At 70.2% G+C, this 20,836-nt stretch carries 17 protein-coding genes; 7 read left to right on the top strand and 10 right to left on the bottom strand.

Going from position 1 to position 20,836, the window contains the following annotated elements; translation table 11 throughout:
* Position 1: 1 nt before the first annotated feature.
* The 8 genes from JNO44_RS00950 to JNO44_RS00915 all read right to left on the bottom strand — a co-directional run bounded on the left by JNO44_RS00950 (position 2) and on the right by JNO44_RS00915 (position 9,194).
* On the bottom strand, positions 2-1,306 hold the full coding sequence (locus JNO44_RS00950; RefSeq protein ID WP_205360486.1) for a lysine N(6)-hydroxylase/L-ornithine N(5)-oxygenase family protein: 1,305 nt from the start codon (positions 1,304-1,306) through the stop codon (positions 2-4).
* Positions 1,307-1,490: 184 nt separating this feature from the next.
* Positions 1,491-2,597 (bottom strand): cytochrome P450, encoded by a 1,107-nt coding sequence (locus tag JNO44_RS00945; protein ID WP_205360484.1) that lies wholly within the window; start codon positions 2,595-2,597, stop codon positions 1,491-1,493.
* The gene (locus tag JNO44_RS00940; RefSeq protein ID WP_205360482.1) at positions 2,594-3,778 is read right to left on the bottom strand and encodes an acyl-CoA dehydrogenase family protein; all 1,185 of its coding nucleotides are present in this window, start codon (positions 3,776-3,778) and stop codon (positions 2,594-2,596) included. The genes JNO44_RS00945 and JNO44_RS00940 overlap by 4 nt, the downstream gene beginning before the upstream one ends.
* Positions 3,778-5,949, bottom strand: coding sequence for an iron-containing redox enzyme family protein (locus JNO44_RS00935; protein WP_205360480.1), 2,172 nt, complete (start codon positions 5,947-5,949; stop codon positions 3,778-3,780). Before JNO44_RS00935 ends, JNO44_RS00940 begins: the two co-directional genes overlap by 1 nt.
* A 35-nt stretch (positions 5,950-5,984) precedes the next feature.
* Positions 5,985-6,872: a beta-ketoacyl-[acyl-carrier-protein] synthase family protein gene (locus JNO44_RS00930; RefSeq protein ID WP_205360478.1), complete on the bottom strand. Its 888-nt coding sequence runs from the start codon at positions 6,870-6,872 to the stop codon at positions 5,985-5,987.
* Positions 6,869-7,030 (bottom strand): hypothetical protein, encoded by a 162-nt coding sequence (locus JNO44_RS00925; protein ID WP_205360476.1) that lies wholly within the window; start codon positions 7,028-7,030, stop codon positions 6,869-6,871. Before JNO44_RS00925 ends, JNO44_RS00930 begins: the two co-directional genes overlap by 4 nt.
* Positions 7,031-7,058: 28 nt before the next feature.
* On the bottom strand, positions 7,059-7,778 hold the full coding sequence (locus JNO44_RS00920; RefSeq protein WP_235091904.1) for a thioesterase II family protein: 720 nt from the start codon (positions 7,776-7,778) through the stop codon (positions 7,059-7,061).
* Positions 7,779-8,354: 576 nt separating this feature from the next.
* Positions 8,355-9,194 carry a patatin-like phospholipase family protein gene (locus tag JNO44_RS00915; RefSeq protein ID WP_205369313.1) on the bottom strand — a complete coding sequence of 280 codons (840 nt, stop codon included), beginning with the start codon at positions 9,192-9,194 and terminating at the stop codon, positions 8,355-8,357.
* A gap of 278 nt (positions 9,195-9,472) precedes the next feature.
* Between JNO44_RS00915 and JNO44_RS00910 the strand changes: the two genes are divergently transcribed.
* Positions 9,473-9,994, top strand: coding sequence for a hypothetical protein (locus tag JNO44_RS00910; protein ID WP_205360473.1), 522 nt, complete (start codon positions 9,473-9,475; stop codon positions 9,992-9,994).
* Positions 9,995-10,319: 325 nt separating this feature from the next.
* On the opposite strand, the gene JNO44_RS00905 is transcribed toward JNO44_RS00910, so the two are convergent.
* Complete coding sequence (locus JNO44_RS00905) at positions 10,320-11,666, bottom strand: NAD(P)/FAD-dependent oxidoreductase (protein ID WP_275695728.1); 1,347 nt, start codon at positions 11,664-11,666, stop codon at positions 10,320-10,322.
* Between the two features lie 309 nt (positions 11,667-11,975).
* On the opposite strand from JNO44_RS00905, the gene JNO44_RS00900 reads away from it, so the two are divergent.
* The 6 genes from JNO44_RS00900 to JNO44_RS00880 all read left to right on the top strand — a co-directional run bounded on the left by JNO44_RS00900 (position 11,976) and on the right by JNO44_RS00880 (position 19,661).
* A complete protein-coding gene (locus JNO44_RS00900) occupies positions 11,976-12,731 on the top strand; it encodes an alpha/beta fold hydrolase (RefSeq protein WP_205360469.1) in 756 nt (251 codons plus the stop codon).
* A 191-nt stretch (positions 12,732-12,922) separates the two neighbouring features.
* Entirely contained in the window at positions 12,923-13,132 is a 210-nt protein-coding gene (locus tag JNO44_RS00895; RefSeq protein ID WP_205360467.1) for a cold-shock protein, read from the top strand.
* 667 nt (positions 13,133-13,799) lie between these two features.
* A complete protein-coding gene (locus JNO44_RS00890) occupies positions 13,800-14,318 on the top strand; it encodes a helix-turn-helix transcriptional regulator (RefSeq protein WP_205360465.1) in 519 nt (172 codons plus the stop codon).
* A gap of 234 nt (positions 14,319-14,552) precedes the next feature.
* Complete coding sequence (gene lanKC, locus JNO44_RS00885; protein ID WP_205360463.1) at positions 14,553-17,225, top strand: class III lanthionine synthetase LanKC; 2,673 nt, start codon at positions 14,553-14,555, stop codon at positions 17,223-17,225.
* Between the two features lie 6 nt (positions 17,226-17,231).
* Positions 17,232-17,336, top strand: coding sequence for a noursin family copper-binding tricyclic lanthipeptide (gene norA, locus JNO44_RS45440; RefSeq protein ID WP_434060590.1), 105 nt, complete (start codon positions 17,232-17,234; stop codon positions 17,334-17,336).
* Positions 17,337-17,591: 255 nt separating this feature from the next.
* A complete protein-coding gene (locus JNO44_RS00880; protein ID WP_205360461.1) occupies positions 17,592-19,661 on the top strand; it encodes a prolyl oligopeptidase family serine peptidase in 2,070 nt (689 codons plus the stop codon).
* Between the two features lie 73 nt (positions 19,662-19,734).
* Here JNO44_RS00880 and JNO44_RS00875 read toward each other — a convergent pair whose 3' ends face one another.
* The gene (locus JNO44_RS00875; protein ID WP_240167352.1) at positions 19,735-20,601 is read right to left on the bottom strand and encodes a dioxygenase family protein; all 867 of its coding nucleotides are present in this window, start codon (positions 20,599-20,601) and stop codon (positions 19,735-19,737) included.
* Between the last annotated feature and the right edge of the window lie 235 nt (positions 20,602-20,836).

Raw genomic sequence — 20,836 nt, 5'->3', positions numbered from 1 at the left:
CTCACACCCTCCCTCGCAACTCGCCCTCCTCGCTGCCTTCGTCCGCCCATGCGACGAAGGAGGAGAGTTGTTCTTCCCGCTGCACACCGCGCAGACGGTCGACGATGCGCTGGCTGCGCCACGCCAGCAGGCTCAGGTTCTTGTCGGCGAGACCGCGTTGGGCGGGGGTCGCGTTCTGGACGAAGATGTTGCGGTCCGGCGGGCCGTCCCAGCGCACCGCGAAGTCCCGGTCCACCTGGTACTCGCCGTTGTCGCACTCCAGCCGGTCGGTCAGGGGGGCCAGCAGGTCCAGCAGCCCGGAGCGGAAGCCGGTGGACCAGACGATCACGTCGGCGGTCACGCGCTGCGGCTGGTCGGGGCGGTCGCTGTTGACCACCGTCAGCTCCCAGCCCGCACCGGTCCTGGCCACGCGGGTGATCTCACGGTTCGGGTACAGCCGGACCAGGCCGGGCGAGCGCGCGATGAACCGGTGGTGGTAGATGCGCTGGTAGATCGCGCGCAGCGTCGGCTCGGAGATGCCGTCGCTGGACAGCACGTTCTCCTGGTTGATCCGCTCACGGGTCGCGCGTTCCAGGCCGTAGAAGTACTCCGAATAGCACGGCATGTAGTAGTCGTTGGTGAACGGCGAGTCGTCGATCGGCAGGAAGTTGCGGCGTCGGGAGAACCACGAGACCCGGCTGGGCAGTTGGTCGCCCTCGCGGGAGATCAGGTCGAGGTACGCCTCGGCGCCCGACTGCCCGCCGCCCACCACCACGACGCGCTTGCCGCCGAGGTCGACGGCCCGCTCGACGAAGTCGCACACGTGGAACTGGCTGCGGGAGTGCCCGGCTTGTGCGGCCGGCGGGATCCAGGGCCGGTTGCCGACGCCCACGGCGATGTTGTCCGCGGTCAGCACCCGCTCGTCGGTGTGCACCCGGAAGACACCGTCGAAGTCGATCGACTGCACCTCCTGCCCGAAGACGATGTTCTTCATCCGCCAGCTCGCCCACTCCAGGTAGTTGCGGAACTCCTGTCGCGGCACGGCGTCGAACTGGGCGTTGACGAAGTGGTAGATCCGCCCTTGGTCGTGCAGGTAGTTGAGGAAGGAGAACTTGCTGGTCGGATCGGCCAGGCTGACCAGGTCCTTGAGCATCGTGACCTGCAGCGTGGTGCCGGGGATCTGCTGACCGTCGTGCCAGCTGAAGGCTTCCTTGCGGTCGAGGAACAGGCTCGGCAGGTCGCGGTGCGGATAGAGCAGCGCGGCCAGGCTGAGGTTGGCCGGTCCGACACCGATGCCGAGCACACTGTGGTGGTCCTTGTCGATCATGGTGCGTCGCCCCCGTTTCCGGTCGAGGACTTCGTGAGTCCGGTGGCGCTCCCGCTGGCGTGTGGGGAGGACGGCCGACGGAGCGCCGGGCAGGCGCCGGGCCACGGCTTCGCGGGCACGTCGGCCGGTGTCCGCGGCGCTCTTCGTGCGCTGCCGCGCACCGCGTGCCTGAGCCGTAATCGGGTCATGGGAACTGGCCTTTCAGGACGGGGATGCGGGCGTTGAACGAGGGATGGTGACCCTCGTGGACGGGCGCCGCGGTCACCGTGGAGGCCACGCCGACGGTGATCGCGGTGGCCAGGGCGCGGCCGGGGCACCGGTGGGCTCCCCGACCGAAGGTGAACACCTGCGGATCCGCCCTGCCGGGGCGGAAGGCGTGCGGATCGGGATTGGCCAGCGGGTCGCGGTTGGCCGCAGCGAGCAGCAGCACGATCGTCGAGCCCGCCGGGACGTGGTGACCGGCGACGGTGGTGTCACCGGCCGCGAACCGACGCGTGTTCTGGATGGGCGCGTCGTGCCGGACCACCTCCGCGACGAAGGCCGCCAGATCGTCCGGTCGGCCGTGCCGGGCCAGCGCGAGCAAGGTGTTGCCGACCAACCCCGCCGTGGCGTCGTAGGTCTGCGAGAGCAGACCGATCACATTGGCCAGGAGCGGGGCGGGCTGCGGCCAACCATCACGCGCGGACAAACGGACCAGCGCGCCGAGCAGACCGCCGCCCCCGGCACGCAGGTGCGGGCCGAGCAGGTCCAGCAGATGCCCGGCCGCTACGGCAGCGGCGGCCTGGTCCTCGCCGGTGGCCGAGGCCGGAATGCAGCGGACGAAGTCACCGATCAGCCGGGCCGCCTCGACCGGGACGTCCCCGCCCGCGCCCAGCAGCGCGGCCACCACCCGTACGGGAACGCCGAACTGCAGGTCCCACCAGTCGGTCGCACGGGCGGCCTGCTCCCCGGCCAGTGCGACGACCTGCTCCTCGGTGACCGCGTCCAGCGCCGTGATCAGGCTCCGCCGGCGCTGCGCCTGCGCGGCGCCGTCGGTCATCCGGACCAGCTCGCCGAACACGTCGCCGGCCGGGGTGCCCACGATGCCGCGCGGCACCGGCTCGGCGCTCGGCCGGACCCGGAGGACCGGATCGGCGAGCACCTCGGACACCGCCGCCGCGCCGGCCGCCACCCACAGCCCGCTGTCGGCGTCACGGCCGAAGGGCCGCTCGGCCACCAGATCGGCGTAGAACGGATAGGGATCGGGATGGGTGGCCGCCGCGCCGAGCGTCGCCGGACCCGGCCGCGTCACGATTCGCCCCGGGGCGTCCGGTCCGGATCGATCGCCGCCGCGATGATCGCCCGCTGGACCTCCGACGAGCCCTCGTAGATCCGCAGCGACCTGATCTGTCGGTACAGCCGTTCCAACAGGCTGTCGTGGACCAGTCCGGCCGCGCCGAAGACCTGCACCGCGCTGTCCACGATCTGCTGCGCGGCCTCGGTGGCGTAGAGCTTGGCCACCGAGGAGTGCCGGGCATAGCGGGGACTGCCCCGGTCGATCTCCCAGGCGGACCGGGCCACCAGCAGCGCGGCCGCGTCGAGCTTGACCTCCATCTCGGCGAAGGCGGCGCGCACGGTCGGCAGATCGAACAGCTTCCCGCCCTGCATGGGCCGCTCCCGCGACCTGGCCAGCGCCGCGTCGGCGGCCCGGCGCGCGAAGCCGAGCGCGGCGGCGCCGACCGTCATCCGGAACCGGCCCAGCACCTCCATCGCGATCGGGTACCCGCCACCGCGGGCGCCGAGCAACGCCTCCGGCGGCAATGCACAGTCGTCGAAGACCAGATGGCCGAGGGCTCGCGGGGCGATCATCGGCACCGGCTCGACGTGCAGACCGGGGGTGTCCGAGGGGACGAGGAACGCGCTGAGTCCGAACGCGCCCGGCCCCGGGCCGGTCCGCGCGATCACCGTGTACACATCGGCGATGCCCGCGTTGGCGATCCATGCCTTGGCACCGTTGAGCAGCCAGCCGGATGCGGTCTCGCGCGCCGCCAGCCCGATCGCGGCGACGTCCGAACCCGCGGCCTGCTCCGACACCGCGAAGGCGCCGCACAGGGTGCCGGCGGCCAGTCCCGGCAGATACCGGCGGCGCTGCTCGTCGGTGCCGAACCGGCGGAGCGGGGTGGCCGACAGTGCCTGGATGGAGAACGCGTAGTCGGCGAGGTCGTCGGCGTAGGCCAGCGCCTCCCGGGCCAGGCACAGTGCGCGGTAGTCGTCGGGGCCACCGTCGAGGAACGCCAGCCAACCTCCGTCCCCGAGCGCGCGCAGGATCCGCCGGCCGACCGCTTCCGGCCGCCCGGCGCCGGCCAGCACCTCCCGCTGCTCGGCGCACCAGGTCACCAGGCGTTGGGCCAGCTCGCGGTGGTGGTCCTCGTACAGGGGCAGGGCGAGGAGATGGGTGTCGAAGGTGCTGGGGACGGTGGTGGGGGAGGGCATCAGATGATCACGTCCGCGGACTCGTGCCGGGCGAGGCCGGCCACCAGTTCGTGCTCGATGAAGTAGGCGAAGGAGGCGTAACCGCGCCAGATGCGCCGCCAGTGCGCAGGCACCGCGTCGGCCCCGGACAACTGCGCCACGTCGTGCAGATAGGCGATGATGAGTTCGGCCGACTGGCGCGCGTGACCGGCGGAGACGTTGTCGATGGACAGATGCGCCTCCTCGTAGCCGACGTCGAAGCCGTGGTGGCGCAGCTTCTGCATCTCGTGCATGCGCATGGTGCCCAGTCCGAACATCTCGATGCCCAGGTTGTAGCCGAGGATCTCGTCGTAGCGGGAGTCCGGGAACAGCGCGAGACTGAGCTGGAACAGCGAGAACCCGTAGAGGTGGTCGGGCAGTTCGTCCTGGTCGAGGAAGGCGGCCTCGCGCAGGTGCGGCACCTCGATCCCCATGCTCGCGAGCACCTGGTAGATCAGCGTGATGTGGTTCTTGGTGACGTCGCCGCGGCCCATCTCGTCGGCGTAGATCGAGTACAGCATGCCGTCGCTGCGGCGGGTGAAGCGGCCCGTTGCGCCGATGCGGTGCGCCCACGCGCCGTCGATCATGCTGCCGAGCGCGAAGGTCTTCTGGCCGAAGACGACCTCGTCGCGGTCCGGGATCTCGGTCAGCGGCCGGTACGGGTCGACCAGCTTGTCCCAGTAGATGCGGTCGACGCGTGCGTTGAGCGCCGAGGGCGAGTAGTCGAACCAGCTCGCGTCGGTGAGGACGCCGTCGCCACCGTGGGTGAACAGCAGCTCGGCGCGGGCCAGTTGCTCATCGGCGTGGGTGCGCGCGAGGGCCAGGGCGTTGGGGAAGTTCTCGATGTTGACCAGCCGGTGCAGGAAGTCGCGGTCGTCGTTGCGGACCGCGGCCTTCAGACACACGTCGGGCGGGGGCGCGCCGATCGCTGCCGTAAGCGCGCGTGCGGCATCGTCACCGGCCGTGTTCGGGGTGAGTGCGACGCCGGGCAGCTCCCCGGCCGCGATCGCCGTGGCCCACTGCTCGAAGGTCGCCGCCTCCCGCGCGTCGAAGATGCCGAACATGGGGCCGCCGAACTTGATGGCCCGCAGGAAGCGGCAGCCACCCGCACGCGGCTGCAACTGGCGTGAGCTCCGGAAGTCGTCGACGAACGCGGCCAGGTCGAAGTCGGGATCGGCGAAGTGCTCGGTCAGCGGCCGGCCGCCGACGCGGACGTTGCGGTGCTGCTTGCCCGCGAACGGGGCATGCCTGGCCACGATCCGCGCGACCTGCGCGTCGAGCGAGAGGCCGGCATGCCAGGCGGCGACATCGACGAGCAGCCGTGCGTGCTCCAACTCCCTGGCCAGTGCCTGTGCGACCGCGGCCGCCACTCTGGCTCTGACCGGCGCCTGGGCCAGTGCGAGGTAGTCGGCGAGGGCGGCCCGCAGATCCGCTGCGTCGAGCATGGGCCGGGTGCCGAGCAGCAGTTCGTCGATGCCGAGAGCCGCCACGACGTAGTGGGTGCCGACCACCTCGGGCAGGAACGTCGCGGGCAGCCTGGCCAGGCTCAGGTAGTAGGCGCCGTGCCATGCGGTGAGCGGGCGCGACTCGGCCCGCTGCAGGAAGTCCGGGGCCGTGACGTCCGGCAGGTAGACGCCCAGTTCCTCCATGGCATGCCCGCGCACCTGGTGCAGGGCGCGCCGCGGATTGCCCTCGCCGCGCCAAGCAAACTGATGGCGTATCAGGTGGTTGACCGCGGCCGAAGGCTGGGTGGCGGGCTGGGACACCGAGTCCAGCCAGCAGCCGCCGATCAGCGCCAGGGGCGCCCGCTGGGCCACCACGGCCTCGCGCACCCGGGGTTCGGCGTCGCGCAGCGGTTGCAGCATCGTGGTGATCTGCTGACGCACCTGGGCCGTCCGCTCGGCGATCCGGTCGGCCTCGTGCGCCTCCGCTACGTGGTCGGAAGGCCCCCGGGCACAGGTGGAGAAACCATTCAGCACATGCCGGGCGAGGAGGAACGCCACCTCCGACTCCTGGTCGCCGACCAGTCGGTGGTAGACGGCCTCGGGGCCCGCGGCGATCACCTCGCCGGCCGCCGCGACGGCAGCCGGGTCGAACTCGGAAGTGGACAGGGGCGCTACGACGAACGTGTCGGGCAGGGCGAAAGCAGACATGGATACCTCCGGACACTGGCCTCGGACGGTGCGGATCAGGGCCGTGGTGGGGTCTTGCGCAGCAACATGGCGGCGCGGGACCCCGGCACGCTCGCGGCGAGCAGGTAGTAACCGCCCGGCTCGGTGCGGCGGTCGACGAGATTGATCAGCGGGTCGGCGGCGAAGCAGTGGCCGGTCCTGGCGGTGTTGGTGGTGTCGAGTTGCGCGGGAGTGAATCCGGCCAAACGTTCCTTCATCACGACGATCGGCACGTAGAGGTTGTTGTGCAACACGCCGGCCAGGTCGCCTGGGACCAGTCCGTGCGGAGCCAGCAGAAGCTCGTTGACCTGCCGCGACAGGTCCGCGCTGATCTCGTTGTGCCACTCCAGCGCCCCGGGGTCCTGTGCACTCGCCGAGCCGAGGACCTCGTACTCGCCCGGGTGCGCGGTGACCAGGCACCCGGCGGCACCGTCGCTGAAGAGGGCGAAGTTCTCCATCCGGGCGGACTCCGAGGCGCAGCGGTCCGCGGTGATCACCAGGACGTTGCGGTACGCGCCGCTTCGGACCAGGGCCTCGGCCACACCGAGCCCGCTCACCAGATTGGTGCAGCGGTTGAGGGTCAGGCCGAGGAACGGGCAGTCGAGGCCGAGGCCGTTCAGGACCGTCTCCATGAACCCGCCATGGGTGTGCGCGTCGCCGGGGAACCGCGTCGAGCACACCACCAGGAAGTCCACGTCCGCCGAGCCGGCGACCGCCTTGCCGGCCTCGACGACCAACTCCTCCAACGCTCTCTCGGTGCGATGGACCGTGCCCCAACCCCACAGCCCGGCGTCCGGCTGCATGCCGTACTCCCGGGCACGCGCGGCGAAGCCGGGAATCTCGTGATGTGCCTGCTCGATCTCGCCGAGCACATAGCCGGGGGAGACGAGGTGGACGGGGGTCATGACCCGCTCGGCAGCACGTTGGATTCGGCATGGCCCGCCTGGGAGCCTGCCTGGGGGCGGTGGGCGGCGTCGTCGAGGTCGGCGCGCCCCTGGAAGAAGTGGTCCGCTAATCGCTGCAGTTCGGCAAACGCGACGGCACTACTGTGTTGGTCGGTCATGCTTCCCTTTCTCACTCGCTGCCGGGACCTAGATCAGTTCGACCGGCAACGCCTCCGCCGCGCGGCGGATTGCTTCGGTGACCGCTTCGGGGTGGTCTTCGAAAAAGAAGTGCCCACCCGTCGCCCAGCGCGTTTCAGGCTTCCCCGTGCACTCCCGCGACCAGTCCACCAGGTCATCGCGGTGGACCAACGGATCGTCCTCACCATTGACGAGCGAGACACCGAACGGCAGCGCGGCGGCGGGGCGATACCGATACCTCGCGACCATTTCGAAGTCGGCGCGGATGTCGGGGAGTATGAAGTCCTGCAGTTCCGGGTCGGCCAGAATCTCCGGCCGCAACCCGCCGTAGACGGCGAGCGCTTCGGTGAGGCTCTGTCCGCTGAGCCCCGCCACCTCGACCATCCGCGCCGTCGGATGCAAACTCGGCGCCACACAGCCGGAAGCGATCAGATGCGCGGGCCGGTTGCCGAGCCTGCGGGCCACCTCAAAGGCGATCAGTCCCCCGAGGCTGTGCCCGAACAGCAGGAACGGGCCGGTGCGTTGCGCGGCGATCAGCTCGGCGACCCTGTCGCATACGGTGTCGATGTCGGTCCGCTCGGGCGGAGTCACCGCGACCAGTGCGGTCACTCCGGCCAACGCCTCCTGCCATTCCACAAACGCCTGCGCCCGGCCACCGGCATGCGCAAAGCAGTAGGTGCGGGGCCACCCCGATGGCACGGCACGGGCCATGTCGAACCACGATTCCACCGGTGTTCCTCGCTTCTGTCGCACAACAAGGTCGTGGTCAGTGCAGCGAACTCTGGCGCACACTCATCGGTCGACCGGGGGTCGACTGGCGGATGATCCGGGCACCGATTATTGATGGCCGCAGCACGTACGTGTCAAGACGTAGCAACCGTGTTTGTAAAGCTTCGGAGAAGACTCCAAGTCAGCAAATTCCGGCCACGGAGAGGAATGCGCAACCGGAATCCAGGAGTGAAGATCAAGCCATGATCAAAACGCTCACAGACGAACCGCAAGACGAAACATCCGCCGACGATCGACGTGGACCCCGCAGGTCGATGGCCGGCGGACGGCCGCCACCCGGCCAGTCACCCCGTGTTCCCCTGTGGTTCCCCCGCCACGCGAGCCGGCAGGGCGGCGCCCGCACAAGTCCACAAGATGGCTTGGTCGTTCGCTTGACAGCCTGGCGACGACGGAGCGCGGCCAGTGCGTACCGCCTGCGGCGGTGGCATCCACCGAAGCGTCCAAGTCACCTCGCCCACTGCCTGCACGCGTTGCGCGAGCCGCCCCCAGGCGCCGTCCGTTGCCTTTGGACGCGACCTAACGCCAGAACGCGCCTGCCGACGCCGCCACACGCAGCCCCTGCTCGTGACCGGCGCGAGCCGACGCCTCCCGCACTGCCGGGTCGAGCACGTCCGGGCCGATCGCCAACGCCGCGGCGTCGTCCGGGCGGATCACCGTGACCCTCGCCCCCCGCTCACGCAATGCGGCCACTTGCTCGTCGAGGTCGGAGTTGCCGGGAATCTGCATGACCTGGAGCACGAGGATCCGCTCGCATCCCGCAGCGACATCAGCGTTCTCCGCCGTGCGGGTACTGCCGTCGATGTAGCGACGCCCGTCGATCGTGACTGGCGGCCAGGCTCCGGGAACCGCGGAACTCGCCGCCACGGCATCCACGAGATCGACGCCCGAAGCCGCGTCAAACACCCGCTCCACACCGGTCTCCCCGTCCACGGCCACGATCCTCAGCCCGGACTCGGGCCAACGGCGGGACGGCAGCCGGGCCTCGATCACGGCACGCCGTTCGGCTTCCGTGATGGTCGGCGCCGCCAGTGCCATGGCTCCGATCCGACGCCGCACGTCGAGGGCGTCCGTGGCGCCGTCGTGCGCATCGAGCAACAGCATCAAGCGGTCGTCGGCGTCGAGGACGGGCGACAGTTCGGGAGCCTGAAGGGCCGGATCGACCTGGCGGGCGAGCAGATCTCCGAGCGGGAGTCCGCTGGTGATCTGTGCGGCCACCGTCGACCCGGCAGAGGTGCCGACGACCACATCCGCATCCAGGACCTCGACGCCACCTTCGAGAAGCCCGGCCAGCAGTCCCGTTTGCCACGCCACTCCCGCCACACCGCCGCTGCCGAGTACCAGCCCACGTCGAGTCATCCGCCGATGATATGCCTGGAATGCGGGAGTGGGAATGGCGCACACGACTGGCATGGATCACGCCCCGTCAGCTTTGCTGCCGGTCGAGTTCGATCTGATTCGACGCGAAAACATCTTACGTAGGGCATGAGTTGGCCAACAGTCGGCCACCAGACGGTCAGAAAACGGCATGGACATCTTTTGTTCATCACTAGCATCTACCCGCATAGACCGTGCGGCTGCTGCCATGGCGCCACGTGCCCGGGACCCTGCCGGGCCATCCCCCACATGGAGCACCCATGCGATCGAAGAAACGACTCTCCTCTGCGATAACGGCCGTCGCGCTCACCGTCGCCGGATTCACCCTCACCACCGGCAGCGCCCACGCGGCCACCTGCTCCCAGGCGTACCTGCCGCTGCCCGACGCCGCCTGCCAGCCCGGCGCCTACAACCCCGACGTCACCCAGTCCACGATCCAGTCGACGATCTGTGTGCCCGGTTGGACCAAGACGGTTCGCCCGCCGGTCTCCTACACCACCCCCCTCAAGATCAAGCAGATCGGCGAGTACGGCTACTCCGACACCAACACCGCCGACTACGAGGAAGACCACCTGGTCCCCCTCGAACTGGGCGGCGCACCGCGCGACCCGAAGAACCTGTGGCCCGAGCCCCGCTACGGCGATGAGCCGGCGGCCAGCAAGGACTCCGTGGAGAACCAGCTGAAGACGGCGGTGTGCAACGGCACCGTCCAACTCGACGCCGCACGCAGCGCCATCGCCACCGACTGGACCACCGCCCTGTCCAAGGTCGGCATCGGCTGACCCGGGATCGACGGGTAGGACCTCCGTCCGGCGCTGACGGCCGCGGAAGGCGGCCGTCAGCGCCAGACGCGACAACGCGGCGTCGGGCCGAAATCACCGTCCTGGCAACGGTGTTGTGGATTCGGCCGGTTCCGCGGCGAACCGCAGCCTATTGGTCAGCGAGGTCGGCAGCGCGGCCACCGGCGGCGCTGCCACAGCCCGCCGGTGCCGGACAGCCTGCCACGCCACCACGACCACCACCTCGCTTTCGATCGCTGCGCCGATCTGAGCGGACAACTGCCCGCCCGGATCCAGGACGCCGACCGCTCCACCTTTGGCAACGGATTCAGGCCGTGGCTGCGCGCAGGCTTGTGCCCGGGCGCGGGCCGATGAGCACCCGGGACAGTAGGCGCGGGTCGGCCAGTGTCAGGGGCCCCGCAGTCATGTGGAAGAGGCCGGAGAAGGCGGTGTAGAGCTGCGGATCGTGAGGGACGGTGTCGATCAGGCGGTTCATGAACCAGTTGCCGGCCTTGACGGGCCAGGCGGTCCGTGACCTTTCCCAGGCACGGTCGGGGATGGTTGCCATCAGCCATGAGGAGGCGGTGATGCGAGCCAGCCGCTGCTGGAAGACCCGCCCGTCGAGCGGAGTTCGGGTGCGCCGCCCGCGGAGCATCTGCTCCAGGAGGCGAGCTTCGAGGGCGGCGACGGTCATGCCTTGCCCGTAGGCGGGGTTGAAGGCGCACACCGAGTCCCCCAGGGCGATCAGCCCGTCAGGCCAGCGGGCAAGGCGGTGGTAGGCGACCCTGCGGTTGACCGTACGGGCGTAGCGGCGCACGGCGGAAGTGGGGGTGAGCGGGGCGATGACGTCGGCGATGGGGCCGCGCAACGTCTTGGCGTAGGCGAGGAAGTCCTCGTCGTCGCGCGGAAGTTGAGTCCCGTTGGCGCCGTGCAGAGTGACGTGGAGTGCCTTGTTCTCGATCTGGATCGCGTAGCAGCCCTTGTGGAAGTCGGGGGCGCGCAGGGGTTGCAGCACACCCATCCATGAGGGCAGGGCCTGTCCTTCCGGGAAGGAGTAGGTGCGTGAGGCGTAGCCGACCTGGGCGTCGACGGTCGTCGCACGGGGGCTGGGCAGACCGAGGGCGGCCAGCCAACGCGGCAGATGGGAGGAACGACCCGAGGCGTCCACCACGAGGTCGGCGGCGATCTCCTCCTCGACGTCGCCGTCCTTGACGCGCACGCCGACGACCTTGCCGGGGCCGGCGGTGCGCAGCCCGGTGACGGTCAGCCCGTCTCGTAACGTGACGGGCTCCAACGCCCTCACCCGGCGACGCAGGGCGTGCTCCAGGAAGGGGCGGGAGAACGTCTGGATCGGCATGCCCATCGGTGTGGGTGGCGGGGTTCCGTTCGGCAGCACGGCGCACAGACCTTCGCCCCAGTCCCACACCGGCGCACCGGCCTGCTCCAGCTCGGCTCGGAGTCCGGGGAAGTACCCCTCGAACACCTCGGCCCCAAGGGCCAGCAGGCCATGGACGTGGTGTCCCTGCGGCGCCCCGGCCCTGGGTGCGGACCCGCGGGGAAACGTGTCGCGTTCGATGACGGTGACGGCCTCGCAACTGTCGGCCAGGACACGGGCCGCGGCAAGACCCGCCATGCCCGCCCCAATCACCACCGCATGTCGAACGCCCCTACCCATGCGCATGCTGCTCCCTTCCCGCCACGGGGCGAACCCCACTGTTCCCAGGGGCCTTCCCTGCCCCGATGGGCCGACGGATATGCCGAAAGGCGTGAGCGTCTGGGCACGTTCCGTCAGCGCGGAAGCAAAGGGGCGCAGTCTCGGCGCCGTGAGCGCCGTCGCGCCCGGCAGCCTGGGTTCTGTCGCACGGGCCGCAGACCGGCCCGCGCCGACTCCGGCAGCAGGTCGGGCATCCGGGGGAGCGGCCGCGTAGCGGTGCGCTGAGGGGGAAGATATCGGCCGCCACTCCACGCGACGGGAGCTCTCGACATGACGATCAGTCACCGCGCCATCGGTTCCGGCGCGCACAAGGTCCTGGTGCTGCACGACTGGTTCGGCACCAGTGCGGCCTGGGGCCCGTTCCTCGATTACCTGGACCCGAAGGAGTTCGCCTACGCCTTCCTCGACTACCGCGGCTACGGAGACCGGCGGGACGTGGACGGTCGGTTCACCCTCGCCGAGATCGCCACGGACGCGCTCAACCTGGCCGACCAACTGGGCTGGGACACGTTCTCCGTGATCGGGCACTCGATGGGCGGCAAGGCAGCACAACGCATCCTGGTCGAGGCCCCGCGCCGGGTCCGCAAACTGGTCGGGGTCGCCCCGGTCCCGGCGAGTGCCTACGTACTGGAGGGCGACGCGTACGACCTCTTCCACGGTGCGGCGCAGAACCCGCCCAACCGGCGGGCCATCCTCGACCTGGTCACCGGCCACCGGGCCTGTGACCGCTGGCTGGACGCCATGACGACACGCTCGGTCGACGTCTCCCGGCCGGAGGCCGTCGCCGCCTACCTGACCGACTGGACCACCCAGGACTTCGCAGCCAAAGTCGCCGGCAACACCCTCCCGGTGAAGGTCTTCATCGGCGAACACGACCTCGCCCTCAACGCCGAGGCGATGCGCCGCACCTGGCTGACCCACTACCCGCAGGCCGAACTGGAGACGCTGCCCAATTCCGGCCACTACCCGATGTACGAACTCCCCGTGGCCTTCGCAACCGCCCTGGAAGCCTTCCTGCGCGCCTGATCACCAGGCGCGGCACGACCCCGCCGGGCTCATCGGGCAGCGGGCCCCCGACGAATCCGGCGAGGGCTGCAGCTGCCATCCCTTCTCGGGTGGTTTATGGGCTGTTCTGCCGTCTCGGGGGCAGTCGCGTGCCATGCTGCCTTTTGGCTTTGCCGATGCCGATGACTGCTTACTCGTGATTGGGGAAACCCGTGGCCGAACGCCAGAACGGAACCGTGAAGTGGTTCAACGATGACAAGGGATATGGCTTCATCACGCCGGAATCCGGGCCCGATCTGTACGTTCATTTCCGGGCGATCGAGGGAAACGGCTTCAAGTCCCTGAAGGACGGGCAGAAGGTCTCTTTCGAGGCCGTTCAGGGGCACAAGGGGATGCAGGCCGACAGGGTCCGCTCGGAGTAGGCGTCCCTCTGGGGCGGTGACGGGCCCGTACGGGGGTCAGCTGATCGGCTGGCCCCGGTGCGGGCCCGCTGTTCTGCTCATGTCCGACCGCGGTCGCGGAAGCGCGTGGTCACCGGCGACCTCCTCGACGGATTCGGGCCGGCATCGGTGACCACGTAGGTGATCGGGCGGGGTGCTGCGCCACGCGACAGCTCCGGGAAACGGGGGCGGGGCGCACGAAAGCCCGCCCCACCCCGGCTGCCACGAGACCTTGATCACCCATGCGGGTGAGATCCCCGGGAACGCCGGGCCACGTGGCCCGAGTCTTTGGTGAAGTGTCGACCGCAGGGCGTCTCTGCCTGTTGGCGCAGTGGGCCGGGAATTCCTTGAAAGTCATTCGCTTTCACCGACCCCTGACGAAGTAAGGAATTGCCACCGAGGAGCGGCCGGCCGATGGGACTCCGATCTGCCCCGCATGCCCCGGGGCGGTCGTGAATTCATCGCAAGGGAGCATGAGATGGTAGTGGAGCACGAGTCTTTTGGCTTACCTCGTCCGAGGGATCGGCAAGCCTGCCGGTACGCGGGAATCTCCGTCGCGGTGGTGGACGAGGCCCCGGTCATCCGCCGCGGAATCCCGCCGATGTTCGCATCCACTCCCGAGATCCGGTCGATACGGTGTTTCTCGGAGATGCCGGCGGTCGACGAGCTGTCCGGTTACGACGTGCTCGTCCTCGGCCTCCACTCGCGGCGGGACCTGGGCCTGCTGCGACTGGCCCATGACCTGGCCGTTGTCTGCCGTTTGGTGCTGCTGTGCACATCGGTCACCACGGCGGCTGCCCTGGCCCTGCTCGATGCCGGAGCCGACGGCTATCTGACCACGGACGCCGACGCGAAGGCATTCCGGGAGGCTGTGCTGCGCGTGGCCCGAGGCCGCACCTATCTGCACCGGCCGGTAGCGGACCTGATCCGCGGCAACAGCAGCCCGGTCACCCCCAAACTGGCGCCGCGGGAGGCGGAGTTGCTCGGCTATCTGGCCATCGGGCTCACCCACGCGCAGGCGGCACGTCGGATGGGCGTGGCCGTCGGCACGGTGGAGACATACGTCCGCCGGATCCGAACGAAGTGCGCCATCTCCGGACCCATGCGCCTGGCCCGCGTCGCCAGAGAGGCGCGGCTGCAACTGATGCTCGGCTGCCAGCCGAACTGACGGCGGTCAAGTCCCCGATTCCAGGACGTCGGGCGCGACATCATCTCGGGGCTTTCGTCCCACCGTTCTCATGCGCCCCGGACGGCAGTCGCGTTGTAGGGGCAACGGACACTCGACAGTGGCCGGACCGACCGGATTCGGCCACTCCGGTCCGTCGTGTGGGCACTGGCAAGTCCTCAGTTGTGTGGACTCACCCTTAGTCGGACGTACCGATAATCATGATTACTCCCGGCCGTGACTTCCGCGACCTTTGGGGGGCTGATTCCGATGGAGCTGGCGGCGTTCTACCTCGCCCACTGTCTGGCCGATCCGGACTTCTACGACACCGCGCAGCGCTGGGACGACTCGACAAGCCGATTCACGAGGGCCGGTGCCGAGCCGCCCGTCGGTTGGCAGCGGAGCGAGCAGGGGCTCTGGGTGCTCCAACTCCCGCCCGACCACCGCCTTCCCGAGCAAGGCTGGAAGGTCCATGTCTCGGCGGGCCTGGACAATGCCGAGGAGGTGTTGGACGTGGTGTGGGACCACTGCGTCGAGCGCCGGATCGCCTTCAAGTTCCTGCGCAGCCGGCAGGTTCTGCAACTGACCAACGCCAAGTACGCCGACCGCGGATCCAGCGGCAAGTTCTGCACGATCTACCCGGACTCCGCCGAAGAGTTGTCGGGGGTGCTCACCGAGCTGGGCGAGGCGCTCGACGGCCGGCCCGGTCCGTACGTCCTCAGCGACCTCCGGTGGCGCAACGGCCCCCTGTTCGTGCGGTACGGCGCCTTCCAGCACCACACCTGTCGCGGCCGGAACGGCGAGCCGGTCCCGGCGCTGACCGATCCACGGACCGGGCAACTGGTGCCGGACACCCGCGGGCCGGCCTTCCGCGTGCCGCCGTGGGTCGAGCCGCCCCCCTTTCTGGCCGAGGCGCTGGCCGCGCGCCACAACGGCGCCGGCACGTTCCCGTACCAGGTGCAGAAGGCGTTGCACTTCTCCAACGCGGGCGGCGTCTATCTTGCGACCGATCCGGACACCGGGCGGAGCGTGGTACTCAAGGAAGCCCGCCCGCTGGCCGGGTTGGACACCGACGGGGTGGACGCGGTGGCGCGGCTCCGGCACGAGCACGCCATCCTCGACCGGCTCGCCGGACTGGCCGTGGTGCCCCGGGTGCTCGGGGACTTCACCTGTTGGGAACACCACTTCCTGGTCCAGGAGCACATCGAGGGGGAGACCCTGACCCAGGCGGCGGCCGGCCGGCATCCGCACGTCACGCCCGAGCCGTCGGCCCGGGAGATCGCGGAGTTCGCCGCCTGGGCGGTGGAGGTCGTCGGGAAGGTACGCGCCGCGCTGAGCGCGATCCACTCCCGGGGCGTCGTGGTGGGCGACGTCCACCCCTCCAACATCCTGTTGCGTCCGGACGGCAGCGTCGTGCTGGTCGACTTCGAGCTGGCGCTGCCCATCGGTGCCGCGGACCGTCCGACATTGGGCGCGCCGGGGTTCGTTCCCCCGGAGGGCTGCACCGGCCCGGCCATCGACCACTACGGGCTCGCCGCCACGGCGTTGTGGGTGTTCGTGTCCGTCGCGCCCGTGCTGCAGACCGGGAACCCCGGCAAGTCCGAGCTCTTCCTCCGAGTGCTGGCCGACCGCTTCGGAGTCCCCGAACCCTTCGTCGCCGCCCTGCGCCGCGACCTTCGGCCTCAGCATCAGTACGAGACCTCCGGAACGACGGTCGACCACCGCAACCACCCCGTTCTTCAGGCACTCGGCGACCCGAAGCCGGAGGACTGGCCGCAGCTGCGGCGGTCCATCGCCGAGGGCATCCTGGCGGCGGCCACTCCGCAGCGATCCGACCGGCTGTTCCCGGGGGACGTCGAGCAGTTCCGCACCGGTGGATTCAACATCGCGCACGGCGCGGCCGGTGTGCTGCTCGCCCTGGCCGAGGCCGGTCTGCCGGCCGACCCCGAGCATGTCGACTGGCTGATCCGCGCGGTGAAGCGCTGGGAGGCGCCCCAGCCCGGCTTCTACGACGGGCTGCACGGAATCGCCTACGTCCTCGACCGGTTGGGGCACCGCGTCCCCGCACTGGCCGTCCTGGACCGGGCGGTGGATCTGATGGATGCCGAACCGCCCCTCGCCGGCCTCCACTCCGGGCTCGCCGGAATGGGGCTGAACCTGCTGTACTTCGGCACCGCGGACGCCGACTGCCGACGCCGGGCACTGACGATCGCGGAGCGGCTGGCCGACACAGTGCGCACCGGCACACTGCGGCCGGACCGGCCCACCGCCGCCGGGCTGATGTACGGGTCGACCGGCGTCGCCCTGTTCTTCCTGCACTGCTTCCGCGCCACGTCGGACCCCGAGTTCCTCGACCTGGCGTGGGCCGCGCTGCACCGGGACCTGGCAGACTGCGAGACCGGCCCGGGCGGCACCTTGCAGGTCCGCGAGCAGCACCGGTTGATGCCCCATCTGGGCATCGGTACCGCGGGCATGGCCCCGGTGCTGGGCGAACTGCTCCGGCAGCGTGACGATGCCCGACTCGCCCACGCGTACGAGCGGATCCGCCATACCTGCCGGGCCGAGTCCGGGATCTTCCCAGGGCTGTTCACCGGCCACGCCGGGGTGCTGGCGTCTCTGGCGGCCACCGGCTCCCGTCCCGCCCTGGACGACCCCGCCGTGCGCACGCACCTGCACCGGCTGTCCTGGTACGCCGAGATCCGCCACGGCCGGCTGCTCTTCCCGGGCGAACAGCTCTACCGGCTCTCCACGGACCTGGCGACCGGGGCGGCAGGCGTGCTGCTCGCGCTCACCGCGGTCTTCGACGGCCGCCACGACTTCCTGCCCTTTCTGCCGGCGGACACCGCCGCGCGCCGGCAGACCCCGACCTGCGATCCCGCAGGAACGACTAGAGGAAAGGAGAGGAGGTGAACTGCCATGGCCATGATCCTGGAGCTTCAGGAGCTCGAGACCCCGCACGGTCCCTCGCTTGCCCCGAGCAACGTGCTGAGCACGCTTCTCCACGGCCGCGCCTGTGTGTGACACATCGCGCGACGCCTGACGCAACGCCCTACGTCACACACCGCGTGACGCGTCGCTGATCACAGGACCGCTGGGTGGGGCAGGCCATCACATCGCCCCACCCAGTGGCTGCGGTCGCCACCGGAACGCAGCCGGTGGCCCGCACCAGCCGCCCCGCCCGATCCGGTCGATTCCCCCTTTCCCGATGGCCTCGATCTCCCGATGGCTCCGCTCTCCCCGATGGCTCCGCTCTCCCCGATCCGTACGGAGGCCGCAGTGCCTGACCGGTTCCGGTTTCCGCCCACACCGACCTGCCCGGAGTTCAACGAGATCGGCGGGATCGGCTTCACCGACCCGTACCAGTGGCTGGAGGAGGACAGCGGCGCAACGCTCGCCTGGGAGGCGGCCCAGGACCGGCTCGCCCGCGACCTGCTGCACACCGACCCACCCTGGAGCCTGGCGCTCGCCACCGCCCGACGGTTCAACGCAAGTGCGCTGCACCACCGCCCGCCGGAACTCCACGGGCGCCGCTGGTTCGTGGAGCACGTGCCCGAGGGCCACCCGCTGCCGGTGCTCGACGTCGCCGATTCCCCTGATGTGTCGACGACTTCAGCATCGGCCCGCCGTGTACTGGATCTCGCCGTGGAGACCGCGGGACTGCCCCTGCACGAGCCGGCCACCATGCAGTGGCAGCCGTCGCCCGACGGCGGGTTGCTCGCCTACCAGTTCTCCGGCCCCGGGCGGGAATCGCTGTTCCGTGTCCGCGACGTGGATTCCGGTGAGGTCCTGGTCGACGGGTTGCCCGAGGCAGGCGTCTACCGGGTCGGCTGGCTTCCGGACGGTCGGCGGTTCTTCGTCGTGGTCATCGACGCGGAGCGGCCGCAACGCTGCCCGGGCCTCTTCCAGGTCACCCTCGCCGCGTCCGGCTCGCGGCCGACCGTCTGCCGCCAGGACCTGCCGTCGGAGTTCCCGGCCCGCGGGGTGAGCGTCTCCGCCGACGGCCGGTGGGCGCTGGCCCATGGCCCCGGCAGGCCGTACTACGTACGCGACCTCGCGGCGTCCGACGCGGAGTGGCGGCCGTTCCTCCCAGGTTCCCGCTCGGTGTTCCGCGGTGGGATCGTCGGCGACGAGTTCATCGCGGTCACCGACGACGGCGCACCGCGCGGAAGGGTCGTCGCCCTGCCGCTGCCCGGCCCGGGCCGGGACCGCAGCGGCTGGCGCGAGCTCCTCCCACCGGGCGACACGGTGTTGTTCTCGATCACCCCGGTGGGCCGGGAACTGGTCCTGGCCGAGCTCGCGAACGGCGCGACCCGGCTGCGCCGGATCTCCTGCCAGGGCGCACCCCTGGGCGAAATCCCGCTCCCCGAACCGGGGATGGCATGGCCAGGAGGAGGCCGGGACGGTGGACTGGTCACACCGGCCGGCAACGGTTGCACCTTCGCCTTCTCCTCCCTCACCCGGTCTCCGGCGGCCTATCGGTACGATCTGGCCACCGAGAGGCTGGTGCCGCTCAGCGAGCCGCGAGCCGTCGTCGCGGATGCCGTGACCCGCAGCGGAACCGTACACAGCGCCGACGGAACCGTGATCCCGTACAAGATCGTCGCCCGCGCCGACGTCGATCTCGGCATGCCGCAACCGCTCATCATCAGTGGCTACGGCGCCCTCAACATCGCCTGGCTACCGGCCTACCTGTTCGCGCTGCCCGCGGCCTGGGTCGAACTGGGCGGCGTCTACGTCCACGCGCACCTGCGCGGCGGCGGGGAGTTCGGCACCGACTGGTGGCGCGCGGCCCGCCGCGACACCAAGCAGCGCACGTTCGACGATCTGCACGCGGTGGCCACCGACCTGATCCGCCACGGCCACACCACACCGGGTCGGCTCGGGGTCTTCGGCTACTCGATCAGCGCCCTGACCGCAGTCGTCGCGGTGACCCAGCGCCCCGACCTGTACCGGGCGTGCGTGGCCGCGCTCCCCGTACTGGATCTGCTGCGCTGCAGGCGGGATCCGGTCACCATGGCCGACATCGTCTCCGTGGACTTCGGGGACCCGGACGATCCCACCGACGCGGCCGTCCTGCACCGCTACTCCCCGTACCACCAGGTGCGCGACGCCGTCGACTACCCGGCTGTACTCCTCGACTGCGGCTCCGCCGATCGCAGTTGTCCCGCCTGGCACGGCCGCAAGATGGCAGCCCGCCTCCAACGGGCCACGTCCGCACGGCATCCGGTACTGCTGCGGATCCGGCAGGCCGGACATACCGTGGAGACCTCGCCGGACGATGCGCTACTGCGCGAGGCCGAGCACCTGGCCTTCCTGATCGGCGAGCTCGGCCTCGACGTCACATAGCGTGGCGACGAGGCGGTCTGCCCCGGTCCGATGGCAGGTCCGCCGCCGACAGGCACCCGGCCCTCGACGTCGCTCACGAGGAATTTCCTGCCGGGACGAGGCGGATGGGGAAGTGGGCGCGCCGGAACGGCACCGCCACGCCGTAGCGCGCGGCCTCGTCGGGATCGACGGACTCGGCGAAGTCGCGCACCAGGCTCTGCTTGACCGCGAACACGGCGTCGCTGTCGAGATAGGGACTGTCGGCCACGAACATGTGGGTGGTCAGCGGGGTGAAGCCGGGGGCGTCCGCGATGACGTGCACGTGCGCCGGGCGGTAGGGATGGCGTCGGCTGGCCTGGAGCAGCCGGCCGACCGGGCCGTCGATCGGGATCGGATAGTGCGAGGGCACCACGGTGCGGAACCAGAAGCCGCCCTCGTCGTCGGTGCGGAACAGACCTCGACCGTTGCCGGCCGGCTGGACGCCCGGTTGCTGCACGTCGTAGAAGCCGTTCTCGTCGCACTGCCACACATCGACGACGGCGCCCGGGACCGGCACCCCGTCGAGGTCGGTGACGGTGCCGGTGATGACACAGGGGGCGCCGGTGCCGACCTCGTCGATGGAGTCGCCGAGCTCTCGACGGGGCGATTCGGTCATGTGGAAGGGGCCCAGGACCGTGCCCTCGGTGCCGTGCGCCTCGCCGTTGATGGTCTCGACCAGCATCGACACCCCGAATACGTCGGAGAGCAGCACGAACTCCTGCCTGCTGTTGTCACACATCCGGCCGACGGCGGTGAGGAAGGCGATGGCGCTCTCCCACTCGGCCATCGTCGGCCGCAGCTCCTGCACCAGCGCATGGAGGTGCCGGGCGACCGCGCCCACGACCTCGCGCAGGCGCGGATCGGGGGTGTCGGCGAAACTCGCCAGCACGGCATCGATCGCGGTGTGCTCCTTGTAGTCCACGGTGTACTCCCCTTTGCCACGTAGGTGGTCGATAAACCGGTCGGCCACGTGGGCCGTCCGGTCGTCGACGTGGTGGTGGATCGTGGGCTCGCCGTCGTCCCGCAGGCGCAGGGGCGATCCGCCGAGTCCTGCTTCAAGGAACGGTTGTCGGACTCCAAGAGTGACGATCGGTTCCGCTCGCGCGTGCAGCACCGGTACCGACCACGGACAGGTCGGTATCGGTGCTGCACACCGC

The sequence above is a fragment of the Streptomyces noursei genome (genome assembly GCF_016917755.1).
In the GTDB taxonomy this organism is placed as follows: Bacteria; Actinomycetota; Actinomycetes; order Streptomycetales; family Streptomycetaceae; genus Streptomyces; species Streptomyces yunnanensis.
Note: the sequence above shows the minus strand (reverse complement) of the source record. Positions and strands in the feature narration are given on the sequence as shown.

Coding starts and splice junctions, on each gene's coding strand:
- JNO44_RS00950 (WP_205360486.1), bottom strand. CDS start 1,306: ATGATCGACAAGGACCACCACAGTGTGCTCGGCATCGGTGTCGGACCG.
- JNO44_RS00940 (WP_205360482.1), bottom strand. CDS start 3,778: ATGCCCTCCCCCACCACCGTCCCCAGCACCTTCGACACCCATCTCCTC.
- JNO44_RS00935 (WP_205360480.1), bottom strand. CDS start 5,949: ATGTCTGCTTTCGCCCTGCCCGACACGTTCGTCGTAGCGCCCCTGTCC.
- JNO44_RS00930 (WP_205360478.1), bottom strand. CDS start 6,872: ATGACCCCCGTCCACCTCGTCTCCCCCGGCTATGTGCTCGGCGAGATC.
- JNO44_RS00925 (WP_205360476.1), bottom strand. CDS start 7,030: ATGACCGACCAACACAGTAGTGCCGTCGCGTTTGCCGAACTGCAGCGA.
- JNO44_RS00915 (WP_205369313.1), bottom strand. CDS start 9,194: ATGACTCGACGTGGGCTGGTACTCGGCAGCGGCGGTGTGGCGGGAGTG.
- JNO44_RS00910 (WP_205360473.1), top strand. CDS start 9,473: ATGCGATCGAAGAAACGACTCTCCTCTGCGATAACGGCCGTCGCGCTC.
- JNO44_RS00905 (WP_275695728.1), bottom strand. CDS start 11,666: ATGGGTAGGGGCGTTCGACATGCGGTGGTGATTGGGGCGGGCATGGCG.
- JNO44_RS00900 (WP_205360469.1), top strand. CDS start 11,976: ATGACGATCAGTCACCGCGCCATCGGTTCCGGCGCGCACAAGGTCCTG.
- JNO44_RS00890 (WP_205360465.1), top strand. CDS start 13,800: ATGCCGGCGGTCGACGAGCTGTCCGGTTACGACGTGCTCGTCCTCGGC.
- norA (WP_434060590.1), top strand. CDS start 17,232: ATGGCCATGATCCTGGAGCTTCAGGAGCTCGAGACCCCGCACGGTCCC.